General features: G+C 43.7%; 25 protein-coding genes. 1 reads left to right on the forward strand and 24 read right to left on the reverse strand.

The genetic code is table 11. From position 1 onward, the window contains the following. Positions 1 to 345: 345 nt before the first annotated feature. The 16 genes from ldcB to hemW form a co-directional block, all read right to left on the reverse strand. Positions 346 to 1,125, reverse strand: coding sequence for an LD-carboxypeptidase LdcB/DacB (gene ldcB, locus HMPREF2832_RS07500; RefSeq protein WP_003007645.1), 780 nt, complete (start codon positions 1,123 to 1,125; stop codon positions 346 to 348). A gap of 10 nt (positions 1,126 to 1,135) precedes the next feature. Next, positions 1,136 to 2,923 carry a TcaA second domain-containing protein gene (locus HMPREF2832_RS07505; RefSeq protein WP_186823071.1) on the reverse strand — a complete coding sequence of 596 codons (1,788 nt, stop codon included), beginning with the start codon at positions 2,921 to 2,923 and terminating at the stop codon, positions 1,136 to 1,138. A 66-nt stretch (positions 2,924 to 2,989) separates the two neighbouring features. Further along, on the reverse strand, positions 2,990 to 3,949 hold the full coding sequence (locus tag HMPREF2832_RS07510; protein ID WP_049498269.1) for a DUF6574 domain-containing protein: 960 nt from the start codon (positions 3,947 to 3,949) through the stop codon (positions 2,990 to 2,992). Positions 3,950 to 4,341: 392 nt separating this feature from the next. Then, the gene (locus tag HMPREF2832_RS07515) at positions 4,342 to 4,626 is read right to left on the reverse strand and encodes a rhodanese-like domain-containing protein (protein ID WP_049498268.1); all 285 of its coding nucleotides are present in this window, start codon (positions 4,624 to 4,626) and stop codon (positions 4,342 to 4,344) included. A gap of 20 nt (positions 4,627 to 4,646) precedes the next feature. Further along, on the reverse strand, positions 4,647 to 5,138 hold the full coding sequence (locus HMPREF2832_RS07520; RefSeq protein ID WP_049498267.1) for a prolyl-tRNA synthetase associated domain-containing protein: 492 nt from the start codon (positions 5,136 to 5,138) through the stop codon (positions 4,647 to 4,649). 12 nt (positions 5,139 to 5,150) lie between these two features. Then, complete coding sequence (locus tag HMPREF2832_RS07525) at positions 5,151 to 5,735, reverse strand: uracil-DNA glycosylase family protein (protein WP_049498265.1); 585 nt, start codon at positions 5,733 to 5,735, stop codon at positions 5,151 to 5,153. Between the two features lie 52 nt (positions 5,736 to 5,787). Further along, on the reverse strand, positions 5,788 to 7,194 hold the full coding sequence (pepV, locus tag HMPREF2832_RS07530; protein WP_049498263.1) for a dipeptidase PepV: 1,407 nt from the start codon (positions 7,192 to 7,194) through the stop codon (positions 5,788 to 5,790). A 34-nt stretch (positions 7,195 to 7,228) separates the two neighbouring features. Beyond that, positions 7,229 to 7,834, reverse strand: a complete 606-nt coding sequence (locus tag HMPREF2832_RS07535; protein WP_003001591.1) for a nitroreductase family protein — start codon at positions 7,832 to 7,834, stop codon at positions 7,229 to 7,231. 148 nt (positions 7,835 to 7,982) lie between these two features. After that, on the reverse strand, positions 7,983 to 8,825 hold the full coding sequence (locus HMPREF2832_RS07540; RefSeq protein ID WP_049498262.1) for a metallophosphoesterase family protein: 843 nt from the start codon (positions 8,823 to 8,825) through the stop codon (positions 7,983 to 7,985). Positions 8,826 to 8,835: 10 nt separating this feature from the next. Further along, a complete protein-coding gene (uvrC, locus tag HMPREF2832_RS07545) occupies positions 8,836 to 10,671 on the reverse strand; it encodes an excinuclease ABC subunit UvrC (RefSeq protein ID WP_049498260.1) in 1,836 nt (611 codons plus the stop codon). A gap of 201 nt (positions 10,672 to 10,872) precedes the next feature. After that, positions 10,873 to 11,856, reverse strand: coding sequence for a CPBP family intramembrane glutamic endopeptidase (locus HMPREF2832_RS07550; protein ID WP_070506193.1), 984 nt, complete (start codon positions 11,854 to 11,856; stop codon positions 10,873 to 10,875). Next, positions 11,853 to 12,473, reverse strand: coding sequence for a TIGR01906 family membrane protein (locus tag HMPREF2832_RS07555; protein WP_070506197.1), 621 nt, complete (start codon positions 12,471 to 12,473; stop codon positions 11,853 to 11,855). Before HMPREF2832_RS07555 ends, HMPREF2832_RS07550 begins: the two co-directional genes overlap by 4 nt. Continuing rightward, the gene (locus tag HMPREF2832_RS07560; protein ID WP_070506200.1) at positions 12,466 to 13,236 is read right to left on the reverse strand and encodes a TIGR01457 family HAD-type hydrolase; all 771 of its coding nucleotides are present in this window, start codon (positions 13,234 to 13,236) and stop codon (positions 12,466 to 12,468) included. Before HMPREF2832_RS07560 ends, HMPREF2832_RS07555 begins: the two co-directional genes overlap by 8 nt. Further along, positions 13,237 to 13,923: a hypothetical protein gene (locus tag HMPREF2832_RS07565; RefSeq protein ID WP_021153378.1), complete on the reverse strand. Its 687-nt coding sequence runs from the start codon at positions 13,921 to 13,923 to the stop codon at positions 13,237 to 13,239. Further along, entirely contained in the window at positions 13,913 to 14,668 is a 756-nt protein-coding gene (locus HMPREF2832_RS07570; RefSeq protein WP_070506202.1) for an acyl-ACP thioesterase domain-containing protein, read from the reverse strand. The genes HMPREF2832_RS07565 and HMPREF2832_RS07570 overlap by 11 nt, the downstream gene beginning before the upstream one ends. A 3-nt stretch (positions 14,669 to 14,671) precedes the next feature. Then, a complete protein-coding gene (hemW, locus tag HMPREF2832_RS07575) occupies positions 14,672 to 15,802 on the reverse strand; it encodes a radical SAM family heme chaperone HemW (protein WP_070506203.1) in 1,131 nt (376 codons plus the stop codon). A 318-nt stretch (positions 15,803 to 16,120) separates the two neighbouring features. Here hemW and HMPREF2832_RS07580 point away from each other — a divergent pair, with 318 nt between their 5' ends. Then, on the forward strand, positions 16,121 to 17,644 hold the full coding sequence (locus HMPREF2832_RS07580; RefSeq protein WP_070506205.1) for an ATP-binding cassette domain-containing protein: 1,524 nt from the start codon (positions 16,121 to 16,123) through the stop codon (positions 17,642 to 17,644). A 457-nt stretch (positions 17,645 to 18,101) separates the two neighbouring features. On the opposite strand, the gene proC is transcribed toward HMPREF2832_RS07580, so the two are convergent. From proC to HMPREF2832_RS07620, 8 genes are all read right to left on the reverse strand, one after another. Then, positions 18,102 to 18,917, reverse strand: a complete 816-nt coding sequence (proC, locus tag HMPREF2832_RS07585) for a pyrroline-5-carboxylate reductase (RefSeq protein ID WP_070506206.1) — start codon at positions 18,915 to 18,917, stop codon at positions 18,102 to 18,104. 3 nt (positions 18,918 to 18,920) lie between these two features. Then, complete coding sequence (locus tag HMPREF2832_RS07590) at positions 18,921 to 20,168, reverse strand: glutamate-5-semialdehyde dehydrogenase (protein WP_070506207.1); 1,248 nt, start codon at positions 20,166 to 20,168, stop codon at positions 18,921 to 18,923. A 10-nt stretch (positions 20,169 to 20,178) separates the two neighbouring features. Then, a complete protein-coding gene (proB, locus tag HMPREF2832_RS07595) occupies positions 20,179 to 21,288 on the reverse strand; it encodes a glutamate 5-kinase (protein WP_070506208.1) in 1,110 nt (369 codons plus the stop codon). Between the two features lie 73 nt (positions 21,289 to 21,361). Beyond that, positions 21,362 to 22,252 carry an RluA family pseudouridine synthase gene (locus HMPREF2832_RS07600; RefSeq protein ID WP_049507171.1) on the reverse strand — a complete coding sequence of 297 codons (891 nt, stop codon included), beginning with the start codon at positions 22,250 to 22,252 and terminating at the stop codon, positions 21,362 to 21,364. Then, positions 22,242 to 22,703, reverse strand: coding sequence for a signal peptidase II (lspA, locus tag HMPREF2832_RS07605; protein ID WP_003001852.1), 462 nt, complete (start codon positions 22,701 to 22,703; stop codon positions 22,242 to 22,244). The genes HMPREF2832_RS07600 and lspA overlap by 11 nt, the downstream gene beginning before the upstream one ends. Before the next feature lie 3 nt (positions 22,704 to 22,706). Continuing rightward, positions 22,707 to 23,609, reverse strand: a complete 903-nt coding sequence (locus HMPREF2832_RS07610) for a LysR family transcriptional regulator (protein WP_003001728.1) — start codon at positions 23,607 to 23,609, stop codon at positions 22,707 to 22,709. A gap of 127 nt (positions 23,610 to 23,736) precedes the next feature. Then, positions 23,737 to 25,143 (reverse strand): 6-phospho-beta-galactosidase, encoded by a 1,407-nt coding sequence (gene lacG / locus HMPREF2832_RS07615; protein WP_083306332.1) that lies wholly within the window; start codon positions 25,141 to 25,143, stop codon positions 23,737 to 23,739. A gap of 102 nt (positions 25,144 to 25,245) precedes the next feature. Beyond that, positions 25,246 to 26,833, reverse strand: a 1,588-nt coding sequence (locus tag HMPREF2832_RS07620) for a lactose-specific PTS transporter subunit EIIC (protein ID WP_070506209.1), incomplete at its 5' end; no start/stop codon positions are given.

Below are 26,833 nucleotides of genomic sequence, written 5' to 3' on the forward strand. Positions count from 1 at the left end.
GGAGCGAGACGGACTGAAAGTCACATAATAAAAAGGTTGGGATATCTATCCCAACCTTAAAATGTAGACAAACTATTTTAAAGTAAAATAAATTAAGCGATTCTGATAAGAAATAAAATTGAGTTCCATTTTTTAGATGAATCAAGAAAATACCAAAACTTTCCGCTGTGAGTAAAGTGCCTGAAACAATAACGATTCAGGCACTCGGAATTATTGAGACCTTAGGCTCAATAATTAGTCATGGAACTTCGAAGAAGTTCGCTGACGTCCGTACTCACCTAAGGAAAGTTTTTTATATGACTTTGTCTTCAATCTGAGGTTGGGGTTAAAATCCCCAACCTTTTCTTATTTATCAACGTAATCGCCACCGGTGAAGCCATAGTATTCTTCCAGACTCAAGCCTGAATCTGCGATATCTTGTGCTTCTTTTCCGATATAGCGGAGATGCCAGCTTTCTGGCATGTAGCCTGTCACTTTTTCTTTTCCTTCTTGGTAACGAACCACAAAGCCATATTTAGCGGCGTTCTTAAGCAACCACTTACTTGGTCCAGGTTCTGTCACCAGATTACCACTGGTATCGATCAAATCAAAGGTCAAACCAGTTTGGTGTTCACTATAACCCGGTCTTGCGGAATAACGATCTGCTGCTTCCTGACCATCTTGATTGACATAGTTTTGATAGAGGCCAACTTGGGTGTCGTAGCTACGAAAACCACTATATTGGTCACTGATCGGATAACCTTCTGCCTGCATAGCTGCAATCAATTCATGAAGGGCTGAAACAGCTTCAGGATCTTCCCCTGGGTTAAAGTCAGGCGACAAGGGATAATGTTTATTGGCGATCATGACCTCACCATATTTCCCTTTGACACTATAGTAAGAACCATTATAGCTGACACCAGAGTCCACTTTCACATCTGACTTACCAGCTTTTGACGACTCTTCTTTGCCAGTTTCTTTTGACGTATCCTTTGCAGAAGATGTTTCTTTGGAAGACTTGGTTTGCGTTTGTTTGCTTTCTTCTTTTGCAGAAGATTTAGAACTAGTAGATTGAGATTGGGAGCAAGCTGTCAAGGTTAACAAGGCAACTGTCACCAAAGTTAATTTGGAAAATCTTGCTTTCATGAGGAATCTCCTATGATTCTTTTGTTACGACAATATCCGTAATCACATAACTTGCACCTACTTTTTTCAAGGTGTAGGTCTTGTACTTACGGTTTTGTGAATCTGGATGACTATCTGTATAATGCACGGTAAAGTCTTCATAAGTCTTAATCGTCACCACACCATTTTCTTCCGTGACACTTTGAATGTCCAAAGCTCCTGGAGTATAGTAGTCAATTTTTGCCTTTCGAACACCATCACCAGTTGTGAATTCAACCATGTCCTTGTAGGCTTGACTTTGTGTGTCATAGTATTTAGAGTAGGTGTTGTTTCGATTTGAAACGGAGCTAAAGACAGCGTCGCGGTACTCTTTCAAGAATTCTTCCGCCAAGGTCCGATTTTGTTCTTCTTTGGCTGCTTGTGCTTTCTTAGCATCTTGCGCACTCTTGATACGTTTTAAGGTATCTTTGGCTAGTTTGAGTTCGATCGGATCGTTCTCACCCTCTTCAATCGTCACCTTAGCCTTCTCAGTTGTATAGGTTTCACCATTCATATTGAAGACGGCATGTACTTCAATTTCTTGATAAGGAATACTATCTACTTCAAAGGTCGTGCTCGTTCCGACTTCTTTGCCGTTGACCACAACCTTCACATCCGTTGGGTTTTCAACCTCATCTGGGAACCCAACTTCTAAATTGCGTTTTTCAGAATTCAACTGCAATTCTAAGTTGTTCTTAGTTGCTTTTTTAGGATTGAGATGGATCTTAGAAGTAACATTTCCTACTTCAGTTTTAGCAGTCAATTCCATTTCTTTTGTATTGTAATGGAAAGAACCAAGGTCTGTCACTGCATCTTTCTTCAAGGTCACTGTTTTATTGGCAGCCACTTTGAGTTTGGCTTGGTCCAAATTGGTCTTGACCTTGACTTGCACTGGATAGCTGGCCACACGGTATTCTTGGAAGATTCCAAATTTCTTGTCCGCTTTCTCCAAACCAAAAATCTTGTTTCCAGATTTATCCGTATAGCTGCCTTCTCCACCATTATCAATGATCTTGTTCAACTCTGTACCGATATCGACCCCTTGATCTTCCATGCTGGTAATAAAGCTTTCGGCTTCATCCTTCGTCCATTTATCGTTATCAGTTGAAAGCAGATCTGCTGCTTCGCGATAATCTTTGGTGTCCACTGCCTTAATAAATTTATCTGCAGTCACTTCGACACGTGTTGTAGACTGGAAGTAAAAGAAGGCTGCCACCAAAGCGATCACAAGGACTGCGATAGCAGAAATAATCCCAATTTTCTTCTTGGAAAGTTTCTTACCACTCTTCGTTTTTGGGGCCTTTTGTTTTTTCTGAGCTGGACCTGCTTCTGTAACATTTGGACCAGCAAAGACCTGCGTTTGCTCAGCAGCAAGTGGAGCCGTATACTCTTGAGTCGGCTGTTGAGGCACATATTCCTGTGTTACTTCTGTTGAATCTGGGTTCGCAAATTCTGCTTCAGGCACAGGTCCTACAAAAAACTCAAAGTTTTGACTTTTTGCCGCGGTAAATTCTTCTGCACTTGGCTTGCGGCCATAGGTTTCTTCAAAATGTTGCAACCAAGCCTGACGAGTTGCTAGAAGTGGATCGACATTCTTCACTTCTTCAACTGGTTCAAGCACCGGTTCCTCAACAGGAGCGACTTCCTCTGCTGGGGTATTTCCTGCGATAGACTGAATTTGTTTCAAATCAAATCCACAAGCTTTCCCAGCCATAAACTCTTCTGGTGACGGTTTGCGACCGATCACTTTTTCAAATAATTCAACCCATTTCTTTTGCATGGATCTCTTCTCCCTCATTATAAAATAGGGAAAGTGGGTTCCCCCACCTTCCGTTTTGTGATATTGTTAGAATCCAAAGTTAGAGAAATTTGGAGCACTAGGAATAAATCCTACGGCTACTTGTTCTAAAATACGAGCATTCACATAAATGACAAAGATGGCAATGAGAAGCAAGACAACAGATGATGCTACTAGAAGCAAGAATTTATCTGCTTTAAAGCTTGTCTTGTTCAATCCTTGATGAACGACATAGCATGTTCCAACAAAGAACAAGAAGAAAATAAGGAAGTTTACAAAGCCATAAAATTCATAAACTTTTACAAGACCTACTAAGAAAGCAAGGAGGGCAAGTGGCAATGTGTAAACAGACAAACGTCCAAACTCTTCAAATGAACGACCGTAACTGTATTCCTTATCTTGAAGAACCACACGACGAACAAAGAATCCAGCTACTTGAAAGGCGTAAAGGCTAAAGAATAGGGAAATCAATGTCAACATAAAGGCACGGAAATCCATTCCATAACCACCTGTAAATCCACTAGCTGTGAAGAATGTCCCCAAGGTCAAGACAAAGGCAGTTAAGACATACTGTAAAATTCCGTTAAGAGCTTTTGGATTTTCTACAGCTGTTGGACGTTTCAAAGCTGAAAGGAACCAATTCCAGTAACCACCAACGGCTACACCAAATTGACTTGGTTGGGCAGGATAGGCTTGTCCTGGTTGACCTTGGTAAGGAGCTTGTTGATAAGCTGCTTGAGTAGGTTGTTGGTAGGCTTGTTGTGGAGCTTGTTGGAAAGCAGGCCCATTCGTTGGAGCTGCTTGAGGGACAGGCTCTTGAACTGGAGCTGCTACTGGTTCTTCCACAGGGGCAGTTGGTGCTGCGACAAATTCTGGGGCTTGTGGAGTTTCTGGAACCACTACTTCTTCTTGAAATTCTCCTGCAGCCAGTGCTTGAGCAATTTCTTCTGCACTAGCAGAACGACCATTTACGGCTTCGAAATAATCCAGCCAATCTTGTTTTGACATAATGAATCTCCTTAACTATTGTTTATACTAGGGTATTATACAAAATTTCTGAACCATTTTCAATGAAAGACTGGAAAATCCCTGTAATATCTTTTGAAAAACATACAAATTCTACTCATTTTTAGAAATTAGTAAAGAAAAAGAGGCTGGGCAAAAACTGTCCAGCCTTTGATGTTTGATAGGAATAAGTGCAAGACGCAGTGGTTGATTGGCATCTTTGTTCGCCTTTTAAGCTCCAAAGATGACCTAATGAGGGAAACAAAGTTTCCTTTATCCACAACCTTCAACAGTCTCCCAGACTGTTGAAGGTTGTGGAGGTGGGAAGATTGAAAAGGTTTGGGGAACCTTTTCAACTTTTTTTATTTTACGGAGTTCTTTACTACTCCCGTTTCTTAGGATTCAAATGCATCCATGCCACCTTGGACGTTGGTCACATCATAGCCTTGCTCTTCCAAAAATTGGCAAGCGCGTGCTGAGCGTCGACCAGACTTGCAGATGACATAATAGGACTGATCCTTCTCTAATTCCTGGTAGCGATCTGCTAACTCAGATAAGGGAAGAAGACGAACCCCATCTAAGTGAAGGGCATCATACTCTTCCTGCTCGCGTACATCAAGAACGTGTATGTTTCCTTTTTGATAAACTTGGTAAAAGCTTGAAAATGGAATTTCTTTCATGATTTCTCCTGTAAGATATGTTATGTAAGGGATAGTATTTCATAGTTAAAGCCAATAGACTCTAAAAATCGGAACAAGTCTTGGGTTTTAATAAAGATCGTTTTTTCGTTGGTATTGGGATGGAAGGTCATGATCTCCTCTGACACAATGTCTTTATCGAAATAGACTCGAATATCTTTTTCTTCATTGTTCAATAAACCAAATGGAGAAACCGTTCCTGGCGGTAATTGCATTTTTTCAGCTAAAGAATCTGCTGAAGCCATGCGGATCCGGTTGGCTTCCACTTGCTCTTTGAAATCATCCATATCCAATGGTTTCTGGTCATCCATGATGAGCAAATAGTATTGAGTTTTCTTTTTGTTGGTCAAAAACATAGTCTTGGTCCGGACACCTTCTAAGCCTTCAATATAAGAATCCGCCTGCTCAGTCGTGAATGCAGGTGGGTGTTCCACCACATCAAATGAAATTCCCAACTCATCTAATTTTTCTTTAACTTGTTGATAAGGATCCATCGTCGCTCTCCTTTATTTTTGAATGATCTCTTGTACTAAGGTTTGCAATTCCGGCACCACCTCTGCCTCAAACCAAGGATTTTTAGCCATCCAGATTTGATTGCGAGGGGAAGGGTGAACAAGTGGAAAATAGGTTGGCAAATAGTCTTTAAAATGGTGAACGCGTTCGGTTACTTTGCCACTAACCTTTTCATGAAGGTAGTATGCTTGGGCATATTGTCCAATTAAGAGGGTCAATTCAATATCCGGACACTCCTTGAGGAGTTGAGGGTGCCACTTTTCCGCAAAGCCTTTGCGAGGTGGAAGGTCACCAGATTTTCCATGCCCTGGGAAATAAAAATCCATAGGAATGACCGCAAACAAACCAGAATGGTAAAAGGTGTCTTCGTCAACTCCTAACCATTCGCGCAGGCGGTCACCACTCTTATCCTTCCAGTAAATGCCTGCTTCTTGCGTTTTCAATCCAGGTGCCTGTCCGATGATATTGATACGAGCTGTCTTTGGAGCTGCAAAGAGTGGCTCGATTCCTTTATCTGTATATGCTTTATTTTGAGGATCTGCCATAATGGCTTGTTTAATGCTTTCAATCCTTGACATAAGTCCTCCTTCTATGGAAAAACTCAGCCAGAAAAACTGGCCGAGTAGTGGATTATTTGATTAGTTCATAGATGGCTTCTGCGTAAATAGCTGCTGCACGATAGAGATCTTCAACATCTGCGAACTCATTAGCTTGGTGCATGGTATTGACATAGTCTGGGAACATAGCACCAAAGGCAACCCCACGTTTCAAGAGGCGACCAAAGGTACCTCCACCGATCACTTGTTCATGTCCTTTGAGGCCAGTTTGTTTTTCGTAAACACGCAAGAGGGTGGATACCAATTCATCATCCATCGGAACATAGTGAGGTGTGTGACCATGGGCTGACAAGCTTACTGTAGCCACTCCTTCGATCTTTTCAAGGGTGGATTTGATGGTTTCAGGATCTGTACCTTGAGGGTAACGGATATTGAGGGCAATAGTGTTGTCTGCTTGGCTGTCATCAAAATGGAAGACACCTGCATTCATGCTCAATGGTCCCATTTTGGCATCTGTATGGGCAATACCTAATTTTTCACCAGCAAAATCTTCGTGAAGAAGTGAGGCTGTCACATGAAGGTAAGCCTTAGCAGCACCACCAAAATCAAATTGGTTCAACAAGAGAGCCAAGTAGGTCGCACCATTAATTCCATCTTCAGGAGTTGATCCATGAGCAGATTTCCCAACAATCGTAACGGTATAGGTTTCTTCATCAACAGTTGAGATTTCATACTTGAGTTGGTGTTCCTTGGCAAAGGCATCTAAGAGGCCAGCAAGATCTGGTAGTTGTCCAGAAACGACTGCAGTCGCTGACTCTGGTACCATATTTTCACGAAGGCCACCTGTAAAGCTATGAAGATGGGCACTTCCTGTGTTGTCATTTCCAAAATGAAGGTACTCAGTGATGTTTCCTTTTTCTCCATTGATGATTGGGAATTCCGCATCTGGTGAGAAGCCAAAATCTGGCTCAGGTAGTCCGACATGTTTGAAATAGTAATCCATGTCGCCCCAGCCTGATTCTTCATCTGTACCGACAACAAAGCGCACGCGCTTAGAAACAGGGAGTCCTAGGTCTTTAATGATCTTCAACCCATAGTAGCAGGCCATTGTAGGCCCTTTATCATCAGACGAACCACGCGCATAGAGCTTACCATCGATAATTTCTGGTTTGTATGGATCTGTCTTCCAGCCACTACCTGCAGGCACGACGTCCATATGGGCAAAGATCCCAAGCTCTTCTTCTCCTTCACCAAAGGTAAAGTGACCGGCATAATTGTCGACATTCTTGGTTTCATAGCCATCACGTTTGGCAATTTCCAAGAATTTTTCAAGAGCTTTTACAGGACCAGGTCCAAAAGGATGCTCTGCATCTGCCTTGCTGTCATCGCGTTCAGAATTGATTTCCAAGAGGCTGTATAGGTCAGCCATCATCTCATCGCGACGTTTTTCTACTTCTGCTTTAAAGTCAACTGTTGTCATGAATTCCTCCTCGATCTTCTATTTGCTAATTGGCTTAGCGTTTGTCAATGATTTCGTCCACTGGTAAGCGATAGCTTGGCTCTACTTTTTCAGCCGCATAGCCAACCGTAATCAAGACTTCCGGACGGAAACGCTCTTCGATGTCCAATACTTCATTGATTTTTGATTTATCAAATCCCAAGATAATATTGGTTCCAATGCCTTGGTCCGTCAAAGCAAGTACCAAGTTCATGGCCACAAGACCGGCATTCAAAGCCAAGTAATCACTTGTTTGTTGGGCATCATAGCGTGCAAATTCAGCAGGAAGATTTTGCATAAAGTATTGCAACTGCTCGTCTGTGAAGTTTTTCACCCCACCGACACGTGCAATCTTGCGAGCCCGTTTTTGCAAATCAGTATCTGTAAAGAGGGCGATGGTCACAGGTGCTTCCATGACTTGATCGTAGTTTGCACCATAGGCTAATTTTGCCAATTCCGCATTTTTTTGACGAACGACCACAAATTTCCAAGGCTGGCTATTGTGGGCACTAGGGGCCAAGGTTGCGATCTCAATGGCAGTCCGTACATCCTTTGGATCGACCGGTTGGTCAGTGAAATGCTTGATCGCATGACGTTTTTTGTTGAGTTCTAGGAATTTCATAGTCAACTTCCTTTTCTATTTCTGTTACCTCTATTTTAACACAAAATGAAAGAGCTTGCAGGGTTTTACAGCCTAAGATTGTGAAAAAAGAAGCGGACATTTTGAAGATCCGCTTCTTTGTTATAGGTTGAATACACAAGAGATCCACCTATGATTCATTGGAAAGATTGAAATAGGCAGCTACTTCTTTGGCATAACCGTATTTCTCAATTAAGCTCGTTAGAAGCTCGATGTTATGGCCCCGATAGTTATCCTCGCGTCTCAATTCTTCGTACATCTCAATAAAGGGAAGGCCCTTGTCCTTAGCATCTTGGAGCTCTGCTTCATAGTCATAGGCCACCTTACGAAATTGCAGGTTGGTCACCCCATCTTCTTCGACATCGATCAGAGCATACTGTGCTCTGTGGTTTTGAATTGGTTCCCAGTCAAAATAAGGCATACCAATAGTTCCTGGATTAAGGATCTGTTGGCCCTGACTGCCATAGCGAAGCAACTGTTTGTGGACATGACCGTAGATCGCCATATCCGTCTGATCATCCAGCAATTGGTCAAAGTTCTCCGTCGCATTTGCTGGACGCAAGTCTCCACCATAATTCTTTTCTGGCAAGTTGTGTGTCAGTGAAAAGCGAATGCCATTGACCTCCTTCTTCTCTATCAATGGAAGGGAGCGAAGCCAATCGATCCGCTTGGTATCAAGTCCTTCCATGAGGTACTGAGTAAGGCGAAGAAGTTGGATCTCCTGCGGATCCTCTAACCCGTACTCGCCATCTAAAGCCTCTAAGACACAATCGTCCCAATTTCCACGAACAGCCGCTGTAATAGGTATCGCATCCAGCAATTCAAAAAGGTCATCTCTTCCAGGACCCGGAAGTAAAATGTCCCCTAAAAGCCAGAATTCCGTCGCGCCTAGAGCACGCGCATCCGCAATCACTGCCTTAAGGGCTCTTGTATCTCCGTGAATATCAGATAAAATAGCGATTCTATTGTTCATTATAAACTCCTTATGATTGGTATGGTTCAGAATCCTCCGCCACTTCCACCAAGGGACTTGCTTCTTCTTGCTTTCCTTGATGGAGCTTGGCTTGCACTGCCTCCGCGACTGGTCGTGGGATACCGACCGTGACGATCTCATCTACAGTAGCTTCTTTGATCTTGGTCAGTGATTTGAAGTGTTTCATCAGCAACTGCTTGCGTTTTGGTCCCAAGCCTTCGATGCCGTCCAGCTGGGAGGAGAAGGAATTCTTAGACCTTAGCTGGCGGTGAAATGTGATGGCGAAACGGTGGACTTCATCTTGGATCCGTTGGAGGAGGAAAAATTCCTGTGAGGTGCGCGAAAGTTCAATGATTTGGAGAGGATCGCCAAAGAGCAATTCATGGGTCTGGTGCTTGTCATTCTTTTGTAGGCCTGCAATGGGAATATCCAGCCCCAACTCTTCTTGGATCACCTGTTTAGCGATATTAACCTGGCCCTGACCCCCATCGATAACGATCAGATCAGGTGGCGTCAGGCCATCCCGCATGACACGGCTGTAGCGTCTGCGAATGACCTCCCGCATGCTGGCATAGTCATCTGGTCCGACGACGGTCTTGATCTTGTACTTGCGGTAGTCCTTTTTGCTTGGCTTCCCATTGACAAAGACCACCATGGCTGAAACTGGACTGGTCCCCATGATGTTGGAGTTGTCAAAGGACTCAATGCGCACAGGAGTTGGAATTTGCAGGAGTTTTCCAAGATTTTCAATGGCACCTTGGGTCTTTTCCATCGATTTTTCAAGGAGATTGAACTTCTGCTCCAGACTGACACGTGCATTCTTAATGGCCAGATTGACCAACTGCTTCTTCTCCCCACGCTGGGGCTTAAGGACCTTGGTATCTACTAGGGCCTTGACCGCTTCCTCATCGATGTCTTGAGGGATCAAGATTTCATTGGGGATCAGGTGAGATTTCTCCTGGTAAAACTGCCCCACATAGGTCAAGAAATCCTCGTCCGGATCATTATAGTAAGGGAAGAGATTGACGTCGCGCTCGATCAGCTTGCCCTGACGGACAAAGAAGACCTGCACACACATCCAGCCCTTGTCCACGTAGTAGCCAAAGACATCCCGGTTCTGCAAATCCTTGGCCATGACCCGCTGTTTGGTCCGCAGGGTCCCAATAGCCTGGATCAGATCCCGATACTCGGCTGCCCGCTCAAATTCCATGTTTTGCGCAGCGGTAGTCATCTTGAGCTTGAGCTCATCGATAATCTTGTCATCCTGCCCCTTGAGGAAATCAGAAACCTCCTGGGCCATGCCCTTAAAATAAGCCTCGTCCTTGTGGCAGACTGTGTGGGCCATACATTGCCCTAAATGGTAGTAAAAGCAGACCTTGGAAGGTGGATTGGTACACTTGCGGAATGGGAAAATCCGATCCAAAAGCCGCTTGATCTCATTGGCCGCTCCTACGTCTGGATAAGGACCGAAATAGAGCCCACCATCCTTTTTGACCTGGCGCGTGATGATGAGGCGCGGATAGCGCTCATTGGTAATCTTGATGAAGGGATAAGACTTGTCGTCCTTGAGCATGATATTGTATTTGGGCTTGTTCTCCTTGATGAGGTTGATCTCAAGAAGCAAGGCCTCAATATTGGACTCGGTGACGATAAATTCAAAATCCACAATCTCAGATACCAGCGCTTCTGTCTTGGTATCGTGGCTCCCTCTGAAATAGGAACGCACCCGATTGCGAAGATTCTTGGCCTTCCCCACATAGATGATGGTACCGTTCTTGTCTTTGTGAATGTAACAGCCCGGACTCGTCGGCAAGAGCTCGAGCTTGGATTTAATCAAGTTATTCATACTCTCTATTATAGCAAAAAAGGGAGGGGTTAGCCTCTCTCTAGTATGTTTGTATTATTGTTATCCACCTTCACCAAGTAAAAAATAATTATTAAATAGTATATCAGACCCTCATCCTCAATCCTTCATCTTCACTTGCCCTTTTTCATAGCAAAAAAGAGGGGTCTAAAAGGATCCCCCTTTACTAGCAATCGATAAACTTTATCCTTTGAGATTAGCCATCTGGAAGATCGGAATCACATAAGGAACAATAGACATCAGGATAGTAAATAACACGAAGAACCAGAACCAGAAGGACGCGAGGGAACGCTGGAAAACTCCCGGTTGAGGTTTATTGGCTTGAATATAAGCCTTGATAGCAGGCCATTTAGTCGCAAGAACCACTATCATGACAATGGAACCAATAGCTAAAACACCAATTTGGAGCCAATTCGCTAGTCCCTCGTCCACATGATAGGCCACATAATGCAAGCCTTGGGAAATCACAAAGTTATTGAAAATGTGATAGAAAATAGCCCACCAGATATTGTATTCAAAGGCAATGTAGCCGAAACCTAGACCAATGATACTCGCGAAAAAGAGCTGGTCAAAATTGGCATGAAAGAGTCCAAACAAGATAGCCGTCATGACAATGGCGAAGATCTTGCCATACCGTTCCAAGCCTCGCAAGCCGGCTCCACGGAAGAAGAATTCCTCTGTGATAGGACCAAAAAATCCAGCATACAAGAGCATAGTCCATGATCGCTCAATCGTATCACCTAGATCGGGTGTTGGAGAATGAAGGCCAATGGTCTCAAACATGCGCTCAATCATTTGTGTCATCACAGATGAAAAAACTTGAGAAAAGCCAAGAAAGGCGAGAAGAATAAAGAAGACTGAAAGAGTCATCTTACGTCCCTTGTGCTTGAGATCATATTTATAAAGGGCCTTCTTGCGATAGGCATTAAAGAGAAAGAGTCCAATGGAAATAGAGATGAGGTAGGGAATACCAGCCCAAACATTCAGGGCATTGAGTTTCTCTGTTACTTGACTTGGATCTTTTCTGAGAGAGCCTGCTATGGTCAATCCAAGGAGGACTTCCCACAGGACGGTTACCAAGGTCATTACCAAGAGATAAATGGCAAGTGTCCCGGAATACCTTCCTATATCTTTTTTAGGGTCTAATAATCGGTTGTATTGGTTCATTTCTTCCTCCTAGAAAATAGATAAAAACTCGCACACATTCCTTCGTATAAGACAAAGAAAATCAAAAAGGCATGCATAAAGTAGTCTTCTGGTAATGCAAGAATAATCGAATCCACGCGCGGATCAAAGAGCCAAGTATTGTCCCCAGCAAATAAGACCTGATGAAAGAGCGTAAAGAATTGATCAAAGCCAATCATAACAGCCACCACTGCAATCACCACTGGTAAAACCATCATCCAAAAGAAGAGACTACGGTATAAGGCCAGGTAGCCTTTTTTGACAACTGTCCGCATAAACTGGATAAAACCAGGGAGAGTGACCACGAAAACAACTGTCACTAAATGAAACAGGTACTTGACAGCCTCAAAATGGTGCAAACCATTTTTTGAAGAGGGGAATTGAGGCATCTTCAACACCCATTGAAAAGGATTGGTCAAATAGTTCATCAAGACATTAAAATTCTTCATGATGACTGAAGCCGAAAAACCAGTTCGACTTTGAATCCCCAACCAATGAATCTCCACGGGATAGAGGGCCCAAGCGAGAGCAATGGTGAGAAGAATCGTAGCTGACAAGATAAAGAAAAATTGGTTGATTGATTTCAAACTTCTAAGCATCAAAATCCCACTCCGCTAAACTGGAAACAACATGTGTCGGTGCAATTGGTAAGGTCGGCACTTCTTCTGGTTTGGTAAAACCTGTCGTCACCAAAAGGGTTGGAATCCCATTGTCAATACCAGCACGAATATCTGTTAGATAATTATCCCCTACCATAACGACTTCTTCTCTTTCAAACCCCAGATGTTCAATAGCCTTATCCATGATGATGGCCTTTGGTTTCCCAATGATCACTGGCTCGACCCGTGTCGCTGCTTCGACAAGGGCAATCAGGGATCCTGCTCCTGGCATCAAGCCACGCTCTGTTGGAATGTTCAGGTCCGGATTGGTCCCAATAAAGTGCGCTCCTTTTTGAATCGCCAAGGTCGCAAGAGCAAACTTCTCATAATCCACTTGCCAATCCAGTCCAATCACCACATAATCAGGTGCTTCTTCATCCATGATATAGCCAGCTTCTTCAATAGCATCTTTGAGCCCCGCTTCTCCGATCACATAGACCTTTTTGCCCAAATTTTGGTCATTCATGTAGTCAATGGTCGCAAGGGTAGCTGTATAGATAGTCGAAACTGGGGTTTCAATATTGAAATGAGTGGCCAGCATATCCCGAACAGTCTCTGGTGTGCGGGTTGTATTGTTGGTCACAAAGAGATAGGGAATCTCACGCGCCTGCAGTTCATGAACAAAAGCTTCTCCTGCAGGAATTCGTGATTTTCCTTTGTAAATAGTGCCATCCAAATCAATCAAATAGCCCTTATAGTGCATTTATTCTTCCCTTTCTGTGTCAGCTTCTTCATGAAACTTCTCTGCATCGACTCGTCCACCAGAACCATATAAGAGCAATGCTCCAGCATAGAGGACAAATTGTAACACCAAACCTGTAAAATTAATCCCTTGACTTCCCGATTGGGTGAACAAGAAGGATGCTACCATGAGGATCACAATGGTCAATAACAAGCCTATCACGGTTGCCTGATCCACACTGATTTGATAAACCGTGCGTTTAGTGCTCCGATTTTTCCCGTCAGACTTAGTTTCTGGTTGCAAATTCTCCACAAAATCCGTCACCAAGGTCGCAGCGAGGCTGACTGTCGTGCTAAAGAGCACGCCTTGAGACAAGCGGTGATAGAAATTGGACCAGAAGGATCCTGATTGGCTAGTAATCCCAATCGAGAAGATCATGACCGGTAAAAGAAAGGCCAAGGTGAAATGGATCCAGACCCGATACCAGCGTATATCTTCTCTTAAAAAGCGATTAAAACTCTCTAAATTCAAGCGATAGCGGAAAAATTTATAAATTTCCTCTACCAGGATGATGCCCAAAGCACAAAGAGTCAAGAGCCAATCTCCCAACATGTACAAAGGGTTCTTTTGACGCTTGGCATAGGCCACAACCCGTTTTTGATAGCTTTCAAGTTCCTGTTTTTTATTTTTTAATCTTCTACTTTCCATAATTCCAACCCTTTTCTTCTACTTCTTCCCACTCAATTTCAGCTTGGGCATTGATCTGACCATCTGAGGAAATTTGGTGCTGAGTCTTCAAGCCCTCTTGTTCATATTGAGAGGTAATGACACCTCCTGCCAGCACTTCTTTGACATATTTTAGATGAACTTTTTTAGGGACATGATGGGTCAAGAAATCTGCTCCCATCACCTCAAAGACCCAGTCCAAGTACTTGCTATTATTGACATGTCCGTTCATATCCAAGTCGTAAAAACGAACTCGGTATTCTTGTTCCACGCCCCCTTCTAACTCCTTAAAACGGGGACCACGGAGCATGGTTTTTGAAAACTCTGAGTCAAAGGCATCCGCAATCTCAGACATAACAGGATGGACCTTGCGCGTATCACGATCCATCAAGACAAAGGTTGCGACCATCTCAATAATGGTATTGCCTTCCTCATCTTTGATATTAAAGGCCCGGTAGCAGAATAGGCGATTGTGACTCATGGCATAGGTTTCGATAGTGATCTTCTCATCAAAAACTGGGAGACGATCGATCTTCATATTGTAATCCGTGATAATCCAGACTAGATTGTAATTCTCTAGAATGTACATATCACTCATGCCCAGCTCAATCGATTGCATGCCTGATACCTGCAAAGACAGCAAGATCAATTGCGGAATTTTTATAAATCCATTGACATCGCTCATATCAAAAGGAATTTTCATGCTGTATTCAAATGTTTTTGCCATCTTCTACTCCAAAATAAACTTCTCTGCTACAGTGTCTCCTAAAAAGAGACCTTTCTTGGTCATTCGTACAATGTCCTTGTCAGGTACCAAGAGTCCCTGCTGGGTCAATTCCTCAACCACTGATCCATATTGTTGGTCAAAATTCACACCAAACTTTTCTTCGAAACGCTTCTTGGAAACGCCTGTTTTCTTACGGAGTCCTAGAAACATCTCTTCTTCCATCATTTCTGTCTGACTCAGATGTTCTTCTTGGACACGCGCATTTCCCTCTTCGACCGCCTGCATATAGTGACGGATAGGCCCATGATTCTTATAGCGAACACCATTGACATAGCCGGATGCACCAGCTCCCAAGCCATAATACTCCGCATTATCCCAATACATGAGGTTGTGGCGACTTTCAAAACCAGGCTTGGAGAAATTGGAAATTTCGTAATGCTCAAAGCCCGCACGCTCCAACTCCTGAATGATGTACTCGAACATCTCCACTTCTAACTCCTCCTTTGGTAGAGGAAGCTTGCCCCGTCTCATGCGATTCATAAAGACGGTGTGATTCTCCAGAATCAAGCTATAGAGGCTCATATGGGGAATATCGAGGGCAAGAGCCTTAGCGACATTTTCCTGGACCTGCTCCATGGTTTGCGTCGGAAGCGCATAGATGAGGTCGATCGAAATATTGTCAAAACCAGCCAACTTCAGACGATCGATATTGTCATAGATATCCTGCTCCTGATGGCTCCGACCAATCTTTTTGAGCAAGCGATTATCAAAGGTCTGTACGCCCAAAGAAACCCGATTGACCGGCGAATCCTTTAAGACAGCAATCTTATCCGGATCCAAATCACCAGGATTGGCCTCGATGGTCAACTCCTCCATCTGAGAGAGATCAAGCGACTTGGTCAGCTCCTTGAGCAGATACTCTAGCTGATCCGCAGTTAAGGCTGTCGGTGTCCCACCCCCAATATAGAGAGTTCGTAAATTTGTGATTTCCTCCCGACGAAATTCTTGGATCAAATGATCTAGATAAGCATCGACCGGTTGGTTCTTAATAAAGACCTTCGAAAAATCACAATAAAAACAAATCTGGGTACAAAATGGGATGTGAACATAAGCGGACGTTGGTTTTGTATGCATACCTCTAATTATACCATAAAATCCCCCTAAGTCCGAGAAGAAAAGGGTGGATGAAGCAAGGATTTCCTTGACAAGAAGGAATGAAAAGAATAGAATAAAGCTGATCACATTCGGAGGTAAGGAGATATGAACAACTAAGTTTCGTTAAATAAGATACTTTATTTAGTGGACTGCTTGTTCTATCTCTTTTTGTGTGCCCTCTCGCCTATTCTCCAACGTTTTGTTGGCTTAATAAGGTCTTTTTCTGTTTGGGTCCACTTGAATACAGCTCTACTAAATAGGTAGAGCTGTTTTTTTGTCCCAGTAGAAAGGAATCTTATGCTAAAACTATCCCACCTCACCATCCGCCACACAAAAGATTTACGCGATCTGGTTCGCGATTTATCCCTAACCATTCATGAAGGGGAAAAAGTTGCCATTATTGGCGAAGAAGGAAATGGAAAGTCTTCTTTGCTTCATGTCCTCATGTCCCCAAAATCCATACCAGATTATCTGACAATAGAAGGCAAAATCACCACTTCCTTTCACTCCTATGCCTATATTCCCCAAGCGTTACCGGAAGCCTTGAAGGGAAAAACCTTGGAAGAATATTTTTTTGGAGAAGACGAACTAGACTATGCCACCCTCTACAGACTGGCTGATCAATTGCAGTTTGATAGCGACCGCTTTTCAAGCGACCAAATTATTGGAAGTCTATCTGGAGGAGAAGCCCTCAAAGTCCAACTGCTTCACGAACTTTGTCGTCCTCATGAATTACTATTTTTAGATGAACCTTCAAACGATCTGGATTTAGAAACCCTGGACTGGCTCCAGCAGATGATCCAAACTAGCCCCCAAACCATTTTATTTATTTCCCATCATGAGGATTTTTTGACTCAGACGGCGGATACGATCATCCATCTAAGACAGATCAAACACCGCAAGGAGGCTGAAACCATTGTAGAGCACCTAGGCTATCAGGACTACAGTAGCCAAAGGGAGCAACAATTCAAGCAGCAGTCCCAGCAAGCTGCCAACGATCAACGAACCTACCGAAAAACAATGGAGAAGCATCGCCGCGTCCGTCAGCAAGTTGAAACATCCTTACGAAACACTAAGGATAGCACTGCTGGACGTCTCCTGGCAAAGAAAATGAAGTCCCTCCTCTCACAAGAAAAGCGCTACGAGCGAGAATTCCAATCCATGACTCCCCAACCCTATGATGAGGAAGTCATCAATCTGCATTTTCCTCCCCTCACTCCCTTGTCTCCTCAAAAACGAGTCCTTCTATTAGATCAGGAAGAACTCGCCATTGGTGACCGGGTCCTGGTCAAGAACCTCTCCCTTACTCTTCTAGGACAGGATAAAATAGGGATTATCGGTTCCAACGGTGTGGGGAAATCCACTTTCCTAAAAATAATATGGAAAAGTCTACAGAAGAATGAAAGTATCCGCACTGCCTATATGCCTCAAGATTACACTGAAGGCCTCCCTCTGACTCAGACACCAGTTCAATTCTTACAGCATTCAGGTGATCGCGAAGAAATCAATACCATTCAATTGCATTTAGCCTCTCTAAATTTTACCTATTCTGAAATGCACCATCCGATCTCTGAACTTTCTGGTGGCCAGCAAGGAAAACTCATTCTCCTTCAATTAGTGCTCACATGTCCCCAGTTTCTGCTCTTGGACGAGCCTACTCGCAATTTTTCCCCCACTTCCCAACCAGAAATTCGACGCCTATTCGCAGACTACCCAGGCGGACTAGTCACGGTCTCCCACGACCGGACTTTCCTCAAAGAAGTCTGCCAAAAAATCTATCGTCTGACCGAAAACGGTTTGGTAGAAATAGATTCGCTCTAACGTAAAAAAGATTGGCCAAAAAACCAATCTTGGAGAACGTAGAAAAATGTTCTATTATACAAATCCTATAAAAATATATTAGTCAGTGTTATCCAATCCTCTATTGAAACTTTCCGCCGTGAGAAAAGTGCTAGAAACACTCTTGTTTCTAGCACTCGGAATTATTGAGAGTAAAACAGTTTGGGAAACTGTTTTAGCCTGAGCCCGGAAATTAAAGAGCGAAGGGGCTCAAAATGAATTGAACACGGGCTGCGGATTGTGTCAAAAAGATAAGTTCTCCTAGAATCGAAAGATTCTGCGTCAAACTTCCTATTTTGACTTTATCCGCAGACGCCCTTTGTATCTTAATTTAGTCATGGAACTTCTATGAAGTTCGCTGACGTCCGTACTCACCTAAGGAAAGTTTTTAAGAGGACTATATCTTCAACTTGAAAGATTGGCAAAAACCAATCTTTTTCTATTCCTTCGTTGCCTCTTGTCCCAATTCTTGGGTACGTTTATAGGCTGCTTCCACTCCTGCAATGATGTCGCCCCGCAAGCCGACTTGTTCTAAGCGGTTGACTCCTGCGATGGTAGAGCCACCTGGGCTACAAACTGCATCTCTCAAGCGGGCTGGGTGCTCGCCTGTCTCTAGGACCATTTGACTAGCTCCTTGGAAGGTCTGTGCAGCCATCTGCAAGGCTTGCTCTCGTGTAAGTCCTAATCCTACTCCTGCATCTGCCATGGCTTCAATCATCTGATAGACAAAGGCTGGCCCACAGCCTGCGATAGCCGTTGCAGGATCCATCAATTTTTCTTCAATTTCATAGAGAGCCCCAGCACCTGATAAGAGCTGGTTGACTTTGGCTACTTGCTGGTCTGTCACTGCTTGGGAGCGGGCCAGACTGATGACCCCTTGACCAATGGCTACAGGCGTATTGGGCATGATGCGAATTAGCCCTAGCTGGTCGTTCTGGATCACGTCAGCCATCTTTTCTAATTCCAGGCCTGCAGCCATGGAAACCAGTAAGAGATTAGAGCGTTGGTCCAAGATGCCTTGATACTCTCCTAGGAGAGGACAAATCTGATAGGGTTTGACCCCTAAAAAGATTACTTCAGCCTCTTGAAAGACTTGTTCAAGATTAGACGCCGTTCCCCCATACTGGCTGATAAACTCTTCCACCTTTTGAGGGGAACGGTTGACCAAGAGCAGGTCTGTGTTAGCCACTTCTTTTGCGACCGCTTTGGCCAGACTAGCTCCCATATTTCCAAGACCGATAAATGCTACTTTCATGACTTACCTCACTTGACCATTTCCACTGACGATATACTTGTAACTAGTCATCTCCCGCAGTCCCATTGGTCCACGCGCATGGAGTTTTTGGGTCGAGATCCCCATTTCACAACCTAGGCCAAATTGACCCCCATCTGTAAAGCGTGTAGACGCATTGACATAAACGGCTGCTGAATCTACTTGCTTGGTAAAATAAGCGGCTGTCTCAGGATTTTCAGTCACAATGGCATCCGAATGATGGGTGCTGTGGGCTTCTATATGGTCCACCGCTTCCTCAACTCCATCAACTACCTTGACTGCTAAAATATAATCTAAAAATTCGGTATCAAAATCCTGCTCCTGTGCTGCTGTTCCAGAAATGATAGCCTGTGCGTCCTCATCTAGACGCAACTCAACCGATCTTTCCCGCTCATCCACTAAGCGCTCTTTGACCAAAGGCAAGAAATCAGACGCGATCGCTTGATCGACCAACAAGACCTCCATAGCATTGCAGACAGAGGGGCGACTGGTCTTGGCATTTTCAATAATCGCTAGGGCTTTCTGGAAGTCAGCCTCCTTGTCCACATAAACATGAACAATTCCAGTTCCTGTCTCTATCACGGGGACAATGGCATTTTCAACCACTGCTTGGATCAAGCCAGCACCACCACGTGGAATGAGCAAGTCCAGGTAGCCCTTGGCCTTCATCATAGCAAGGCTGGAAGCTCGACTCGTATCTTGGATCAATTGGAGAAGGTCTGGATTGAGTTCGGCTTCTTCCAATCCAGCCTTAAGAGCGGTCACGATCGCTTGGGCAGAATGAAAGGCATCTTTTCCAGTACGAAGAACCACTGCATTTCCACTCTTGATGGCAAGCGCTGCAGCGTCTGACGTTACATTTGGACGGCTTTCATAAATGATCCCAATGACGCCCATGGCGACTCGAACTTTCTGGATTTCAAGGCCATTTTCCAAAACTTCAGTATCCAGCACTTCCCCAATCGGATCTGGCAGATCGATTAAAGCACGGATACCTTGTGCCATCCCTGCAATCCGCTCTTGATCAAGAAATAGGCGATCTAGCATGACTTCAGAGATCTTCCCGCGTGCCGCTTCCATATCGATTTGATTGGCTGCTAAAATGGCTTCCGTCGCTTTCAGAAGCTGACTGGCCATAGCTTCTAAGGCCTGATTTTTAAGAGCTGTACTGGCCGTATTGATGCTTTTCTTAGCCGATCTCGCTAAGGCTAATTGTTCTTGTGTTGTTTCCATACATTTTCCTTTAGAATTCTGTAAAGAGTAAGTCAATCTCAGGGGTTACCGAGATCCAATCATCCCGGTGGATAAGGATTCCCTTGGCTTTTTTAGATTGGAGCATATCGTGTACAGCCGACTGGCCGAGACGAACTTTCCCTTTCCCTAGCAATTGTCCTGACTCTTGATGATAGACGCTGACGATGTCTTGATAAGAAAAATCCCCTTCTGCCTTGGTCACACCCGAAATTAATAAGCTCTTTCCGTATTGCAACAAGGCCTCAGCCGCTCCAGCATCCACCCAAAGAGCTCCTTTACTTTCTGCATAAAAGGCTAGCCATTGCTTCTGGGTTTTTAACCCCTTGTCCTCTGCAAGGAAGTTACTACCATCTGCTTGTTCTTGCGCCGCTTCGATCAAGGCATCAGGCTTGAGAGATGAGCAAATATAGACAGGAACCCCAGACTCTGTCGCCAGGGTCGCTGCCTTGAGTTTGGTCAGCATTCCGCCAGTTCCATTGCTACTACCTGCACCTCCAGCCATCTCGATCATCTCGCGAGAAATTTGCTCGATCCGCTCCAAACGCTTGGCTGTTGGATCCTGAGAAGGATTGGCTGTATAGAGGCCATCCACATCCGTCAACAGCACCAAAAGATCCGCCTGGGCCATGGCCGCAACCTGCGCACTCAAGGTATCATTGTCACCAACTTTTAGCTCAGCGATAGAGACCGTATCATTTTCATTGATAATCGGAATCGCCCCACGGTTTAGTAAGACAGAAAGGGCCTGGTGGGCATTCTTATAGCGACGTTGATCCGCAAAGTCATCCTGGGTTAATAAAATTTGTGCAGAAACAATGTTGCGTAAAAGAAGATTAGAGGTATATTCTTCCATCAATAAACCTTGACCAACTGCTGCAGAGGCTTGCTTGTCTGCCACCTTAGTCGGTCGTTTCTTAAAACCAAGGGCACCAAACCCAGCAGCAACCGCCCCTGATGAGACCAAGATCAACTCATGGCCCGATTCGTGTAAGAGAGCCAACTGCTGGGTGATGACCTTGACCTTCTGTCTGGAGAGACTCCCACCGGGATTGGTCAAAGACGAGGTCCCTACTTTAAAGACGATTCGTTTTGCTTTCATCTCTATGTTTCTTTCTAATACTATTTATTTCGTATGTAATGAAAGTGACTGAATCTCCATTCAGCCATCTTCATTATCCTTTTCGAAGATCTTCCAGCGTTTTCTCAAAGATCGCTGGCACTTCTGCTGTAAATTCCAAAGTCACTCCTGTGCGAGGGTGGGTAAAACCAAGTGTCCGTGCATGAAGAAACTGTCCTTTCCCTTTGAGTGTCTTCTTAGGACCATAAGCAGGATCTCCAGCTACTGGATGGCCAATATAGGCCATGTGCACCCGAATTTGGTGGGTGCGACCGGTCTCCAGTTGCAACTCTACCAGCGTGTAATTTCCAAAGCGTTCCAAGACTTGAAAACGGGTCACGGCAGGTTTTCCTTTCGCCGTCACTGCTTGTTTTTTCCGGTCCTTTTCACTGCGACCAATTGGTGCTTCAATCATGCCCCGATCGTTAGGAAGATTACCATGGACAATGGCCCAATACTTCCGGAGAGATTTTTTGTCTTTTAGTTCCTCTGCTAAGGCGACGTGGGCTTGGTCATTTTTTGCGACCATCAAGAGGCCTGACGTGTCTTTATCAATCCGGTGGACGATTCCTGGACGCAATTCTCCATTGATCCCTGAAAGGTCTTTGACATGGTATAAAAGGGCATTGACCAAGGTTCCACTGGTGTGGCCGGCACTCGGGTGAACAACCATGCCTTGGGGTTTATTGACGACGACGACATCCTGGTCCTCATAGACGATGTCTAAGGGCAGATCTTCTGCTTCATAGCTGACCTCTTCCACTTCTGGGACTTCATACTGGATGGTGTCTCCTTCTTTGACCGTATACTTAGCTTTTTTCACAGTTCCATTGACCAGAACTTTTCCTTCTTTGATCTGCTCATTGGCTACAGCTCGTGACAAGGGAGTCAAATCCGCCAAAGCCTTATCCAGTCGCGCACCGGCTACTTCGATTTTAATTTCCATGCGTTTCCTCTTTCAACATCAGGATCAGGAGCAAGAAAACTCCAACTGTCAAATAACTATCTGCTACATTAAAAATGGCAAAATTCATAAAATCCAGGTGGAACATATCGACCACAAAGCCCTGACGCAGGCGATCGATAAAATTCCCCAAGCCACCTGCAATCACCAATGTCAAGCCCGTCACCATCCAAAGCGACCCCTTGAGGTGCTTATAAAGATAGTAAAAGGCCCCCACCATCACGACTAGCGTGATGAGGGTAAAGAACCATTGCTGATTTTCAAGAAGCGAAAAAGCTGCACCTGTGTTTTGAAGATAGGTCAGGCTGACCACATGGGGAATAAAAGACTTAACGACACCCAGTGGAATGTTCTTAACTACATACCATTTGACCAACTGATCCAGTAGGACCAATAGCACGATTGCTACTGGAACCATTGTTTTTCTCTTCATTTCTTACCTCTTTTGATCAAAATACTCTACCATGACCTCGACAAACTTCTCTGCTACAGGGGAGAGATCCATCTCTTCTCGTTTGACATAGACCATTTTATTGTCCAAGTTGTCTTCTAAAGGAATCACGGTAATGCCATTCACTGACTGGCTATCTAAAAAGCCTGATCCTGTCGCATAAGCATCTGTCCGCTCCAAGATCCCATTCAAGGTAGCCCGGTCGGTTACATTGAACATTTGGGAGCTCGAACTGGTATCGACAAAATTCTCTGAATAATAGAGGTACTCATCTTTTTCTTGCGTAAAGCGAACAGTTGGCAACTGAGCTAGATCTTCCATGACCAGTTTTTTCTTCTTAGCCAGAGGGTGTCCCTTGCGAAGGTAAATATGAGTCTGAAAAGGAATCAAATCCACCACTTCAAGCCCTAATTTATCGACCCGTTGCATAATCCCCTTGGTATTTTGACGGTTGAGATAAATAATCCCCAACTCACTATGCCCTTGAGCCACTTCATCCAAAATTTGAACCGTCGTTGACTCAAAGATGCGGAAGTTTTTATTTTCCGGATAGCGGATCGAAAATTCCGTCATCAAAGGTGGCAAGAAGTCATAGTGTTGACTAGAAATAGAGAATTCTTTCTTCTCTTCTTCAGGACTGGCATATTGATTTTGAAAAATATCAAACCCTTTGACCACATCCTGCGCTTTTTCATAAAATTCCATTCCCCTACGGGTCAAAAAAGTCCCAGAACTGGTCCGACGAAAAATCTTAAAGCCCAATTCTTTTTCCAGATCTCTGACGGATATGGACAAGCTCGGCTGACTCACATACATTTTTTCAGCAGCTTCACGAAAAGTACCACTATTGGCAATCGCCACTACATATCGTAATTGTTGTATATTCATTCTATTTTCCTTATTACAGTATCGATCTATTATACCATAAATTAGGGGCTGAAAGAAGAGATGGGTTTAAGAGACCTTCATCAAGTGAAAATAAAAAAACTGGAACTAAAACAGTTCCAGTTGATACTTATTCAATTACTTGAGTTTCAGCTAATTTCTTGTACCAATGTGCAGATTTCTTAGGATAGCGTTCTTGTGTATCAAAATCAACGTAGAAGAGTCCGTAACGTTTTTCATAACCATTAGACCATGAGAAGACGTCCATCAATGACCAGATGAAGTATCCTTTTACGTTTGCACCATCGGCAATCGCATCAGACAATACTTCCAAGTGTTGTTTCACATAATCAATACGGCCATCATCGTAAACAGTGTTGTCCACAAATTCATCTTTGTATCCAAGTCCGTTTTCTGTGATGTAGATCTTCTTGTAGTTTGGATAATCTTTCTTAACGCGCATGATTTGGTCATACAAGCCTTGAGGGTAGATGATCCAGTCCCAGTCAGTGCGAGGTACATAATCAGGAGCTACACGACGACCAACACCTTTAATTTGGTACTTAGAGCTTCCTTTTTCCCCTTTACCGTTGTGGATGATTTCAGTTTCACCATCAAATGCTTCCATCCAATCACTCATGTAGTAGTTAATTCCAAGGAAGTCGTTCAAATCTTTAGCTGCTTCAAGCGCTGCAAAGTCTTCGTCACGAAGATCCAAGCTACCACCATTAACTGAAAGAATGTGGTTTACACCTTCTATGGTTGCATCTGAATAGTGTCCAAGGTAGGTTGCATCTAGAATAAACTTGTTATGGATGATATCTTCCAATTCAGCCGCCCGAACGTCTGCTGGATTTTCTGGATCCAACGGATACTTAGTTGGAAGAGCGTGCACAACTCCAATTTCACCTTCATACCCTTTGTCTTTATACAATTTCACAGCACGTGCATGAGAAACCATCATATTGTGGTGTGATTGGAAGACTTTGGCAAGGTCATATTGAATACCTGGTGGGAATTTACCAACCAAGTATTGACCATCACCGATTGGGCCAATTTCATTGAAGGTTGTCCAGTAGTTGACTTCTGGGAATTCTTCAAAACAGAAAGCAGCATAATCTACAAAGTGTTCGATATTTTCACGATTCAAGAAGTCTCCATTTGAGTGAAGAGCTTCAGGAGTATCAAAGTGGTGAAGAGTTACGAATGGTTCTACATGACGTTTATGACATTCTGCAAATAACTTATGATAGAATTCTACCCCTTTAGGATTGACTTCACCATAGCCAGTTGGGAAAATACGTGACCAAGCAATAGAAATACGAATTCCGTTTACGCCATATTCTTCTGCCAACTGTAAGTCTACTGGATATTTATGGTAGAAATCACTCGCTGGTTCAGCAGTATACCAATAGTTGTCTGCTAAGTATTTGTCCCATGCAACTGGTCCTTTACCATCTGTATGAGTTGCACCTTCAGCCTGATATGCCGCTGTTGCGCCACCGAAAATAAAATCTTTAGGTAATGTTTTTGACATAAGTTTCCCCTTCTCAATCATAAAATAAAAACAAAGCAAGATGGAGAGGAGTCAGTGAGCAATCCTTCTCCATCTCACTTTAATCAACAGTAAATGTATTTATTATTGAAATTGTTCTTGAACGAATGCAAGAGCGCCTTTACCATCACGAGTCAACTTGATGTATTGAGCTCCTTCAGTCTTAGCCAATTTGATTCCAAGTTTATCTGTTTCAGCCTTCATATCTTCATAGTTTGAAGCTACTTGAGGAGCAAGAATAACAAGGTCAAATTCTGGCAACATTTCACGGTGAGCACCGTAACCACCAGCAGCAGCCTTCACAGGAACATTGTATTCTGCAGCAGCTTTATTCAAAGCGTTGGCAAGAAGTCCACTAGTTCCACCACCGGCACAAAGAACCAATACGTTTGTTTCTTTTGTGATATTGTTTTGAACTGGTTCACCTTCAACACCAGCTTTTTCAAGAATAGCATCTGCTTTTGCAGTGTTAAAGTTTGCAGCAACTTTTTCTTTCAAGCTATCGTTTGATTTACCTGAACGTTCTTCTTCAAGAATTTGTTCATCGTAAACTTTAAGGAATGGGTAGTAAATAACTACGTCCACTACGATAAGTAATGCAGCAAGGATGAATGAAAGTACTTGGAAGTTCGTACCAAGAACAATACCCAGAGGTCCAGGAGTTGTCCATGGTAGGTTAGAAGTAAATGAGTTCATTCCCAAGGTATCAACAAAGAATTTGAAGATCCATACGTTTGCAATTGGAGCAAAGATAAATGGAATGAAGAAGATAGGGTTCAATACAATTGGAGCACCGAACAAGATTGGTTCGTTAACACCAAAGAATGTAGGAACAACAGAAGCACGTCCAATGGCACGGTTACGTTTTGATTTCGTTAACCACATGAACATGAATGGAACGACAAGAGTCGCACCAGTACCACCCAAAGTAACGATAAACATTTGAGTACCTGAAGTAAGGATCTTATCTGCGTGCATTCCTTGTTGAATCAACTTCAAGTTTACTTCAGCATTTGCATAAGTAATCGCTGCGATAGCTGGTTCTACGATTGAAGGACCATGGATACCTATAAACCAGAAGAAGGCATAAGCACCAAAGATGAAGGTAATACCAAGGTATCCGTCTGCAGCTGAGAAGAGTGGAGCAAGAAGAGTACCGATTGATTCAGCAACCGTTACATGAAGGCCTGCTTTAACAACTAATTCAAGTGCATACAAGAGTACAACTGATAATGTAAATGGAATCAAGTCTTTAAATACTTGTGAAATATTTGGTGGAACCTCGTCCGGCATGCGGATGGTCACATTGTTTTTCACACAGACTTTGTAAACATTAACAGTAATGAATGCAGCAATAAAGGCTGTTAACAACCCTTTAGTCCCCATGAAGGCTGTTAAGAATCCACCTTCTTTAGCAGGTTCAGCAGCCATGAGCAAGAAGCCAACCATAGAAGCCAACATTGTTGAAATGTAGTTGATTTGGTTGGTTGCTGGGAGGTCACGGTTCATTGAATCTGTCAAACCCTTAGCCGTTGTCCCAGCAACGAAGAAGGCCAAGATGCCCATAGAATAGCTATATGGAGTCATCAAGAAAGTTTCAATATCTTTAGACCAATGGAATCCCCATGCGTTTGGTACATACGCAATTAGGATGAAGATAGATGAGAATAAG

Source organism: Streptococcus sp. HMSC073D05, from assembly GCF_001812015.1.
In the GTDB taxonomy this organism is placed as follows: Bacteria; Bacillota; Bacilli; order Lactobacillales; family Streptococcaceae; genus Streptococcus; species Streptococcus parasanguinis_D.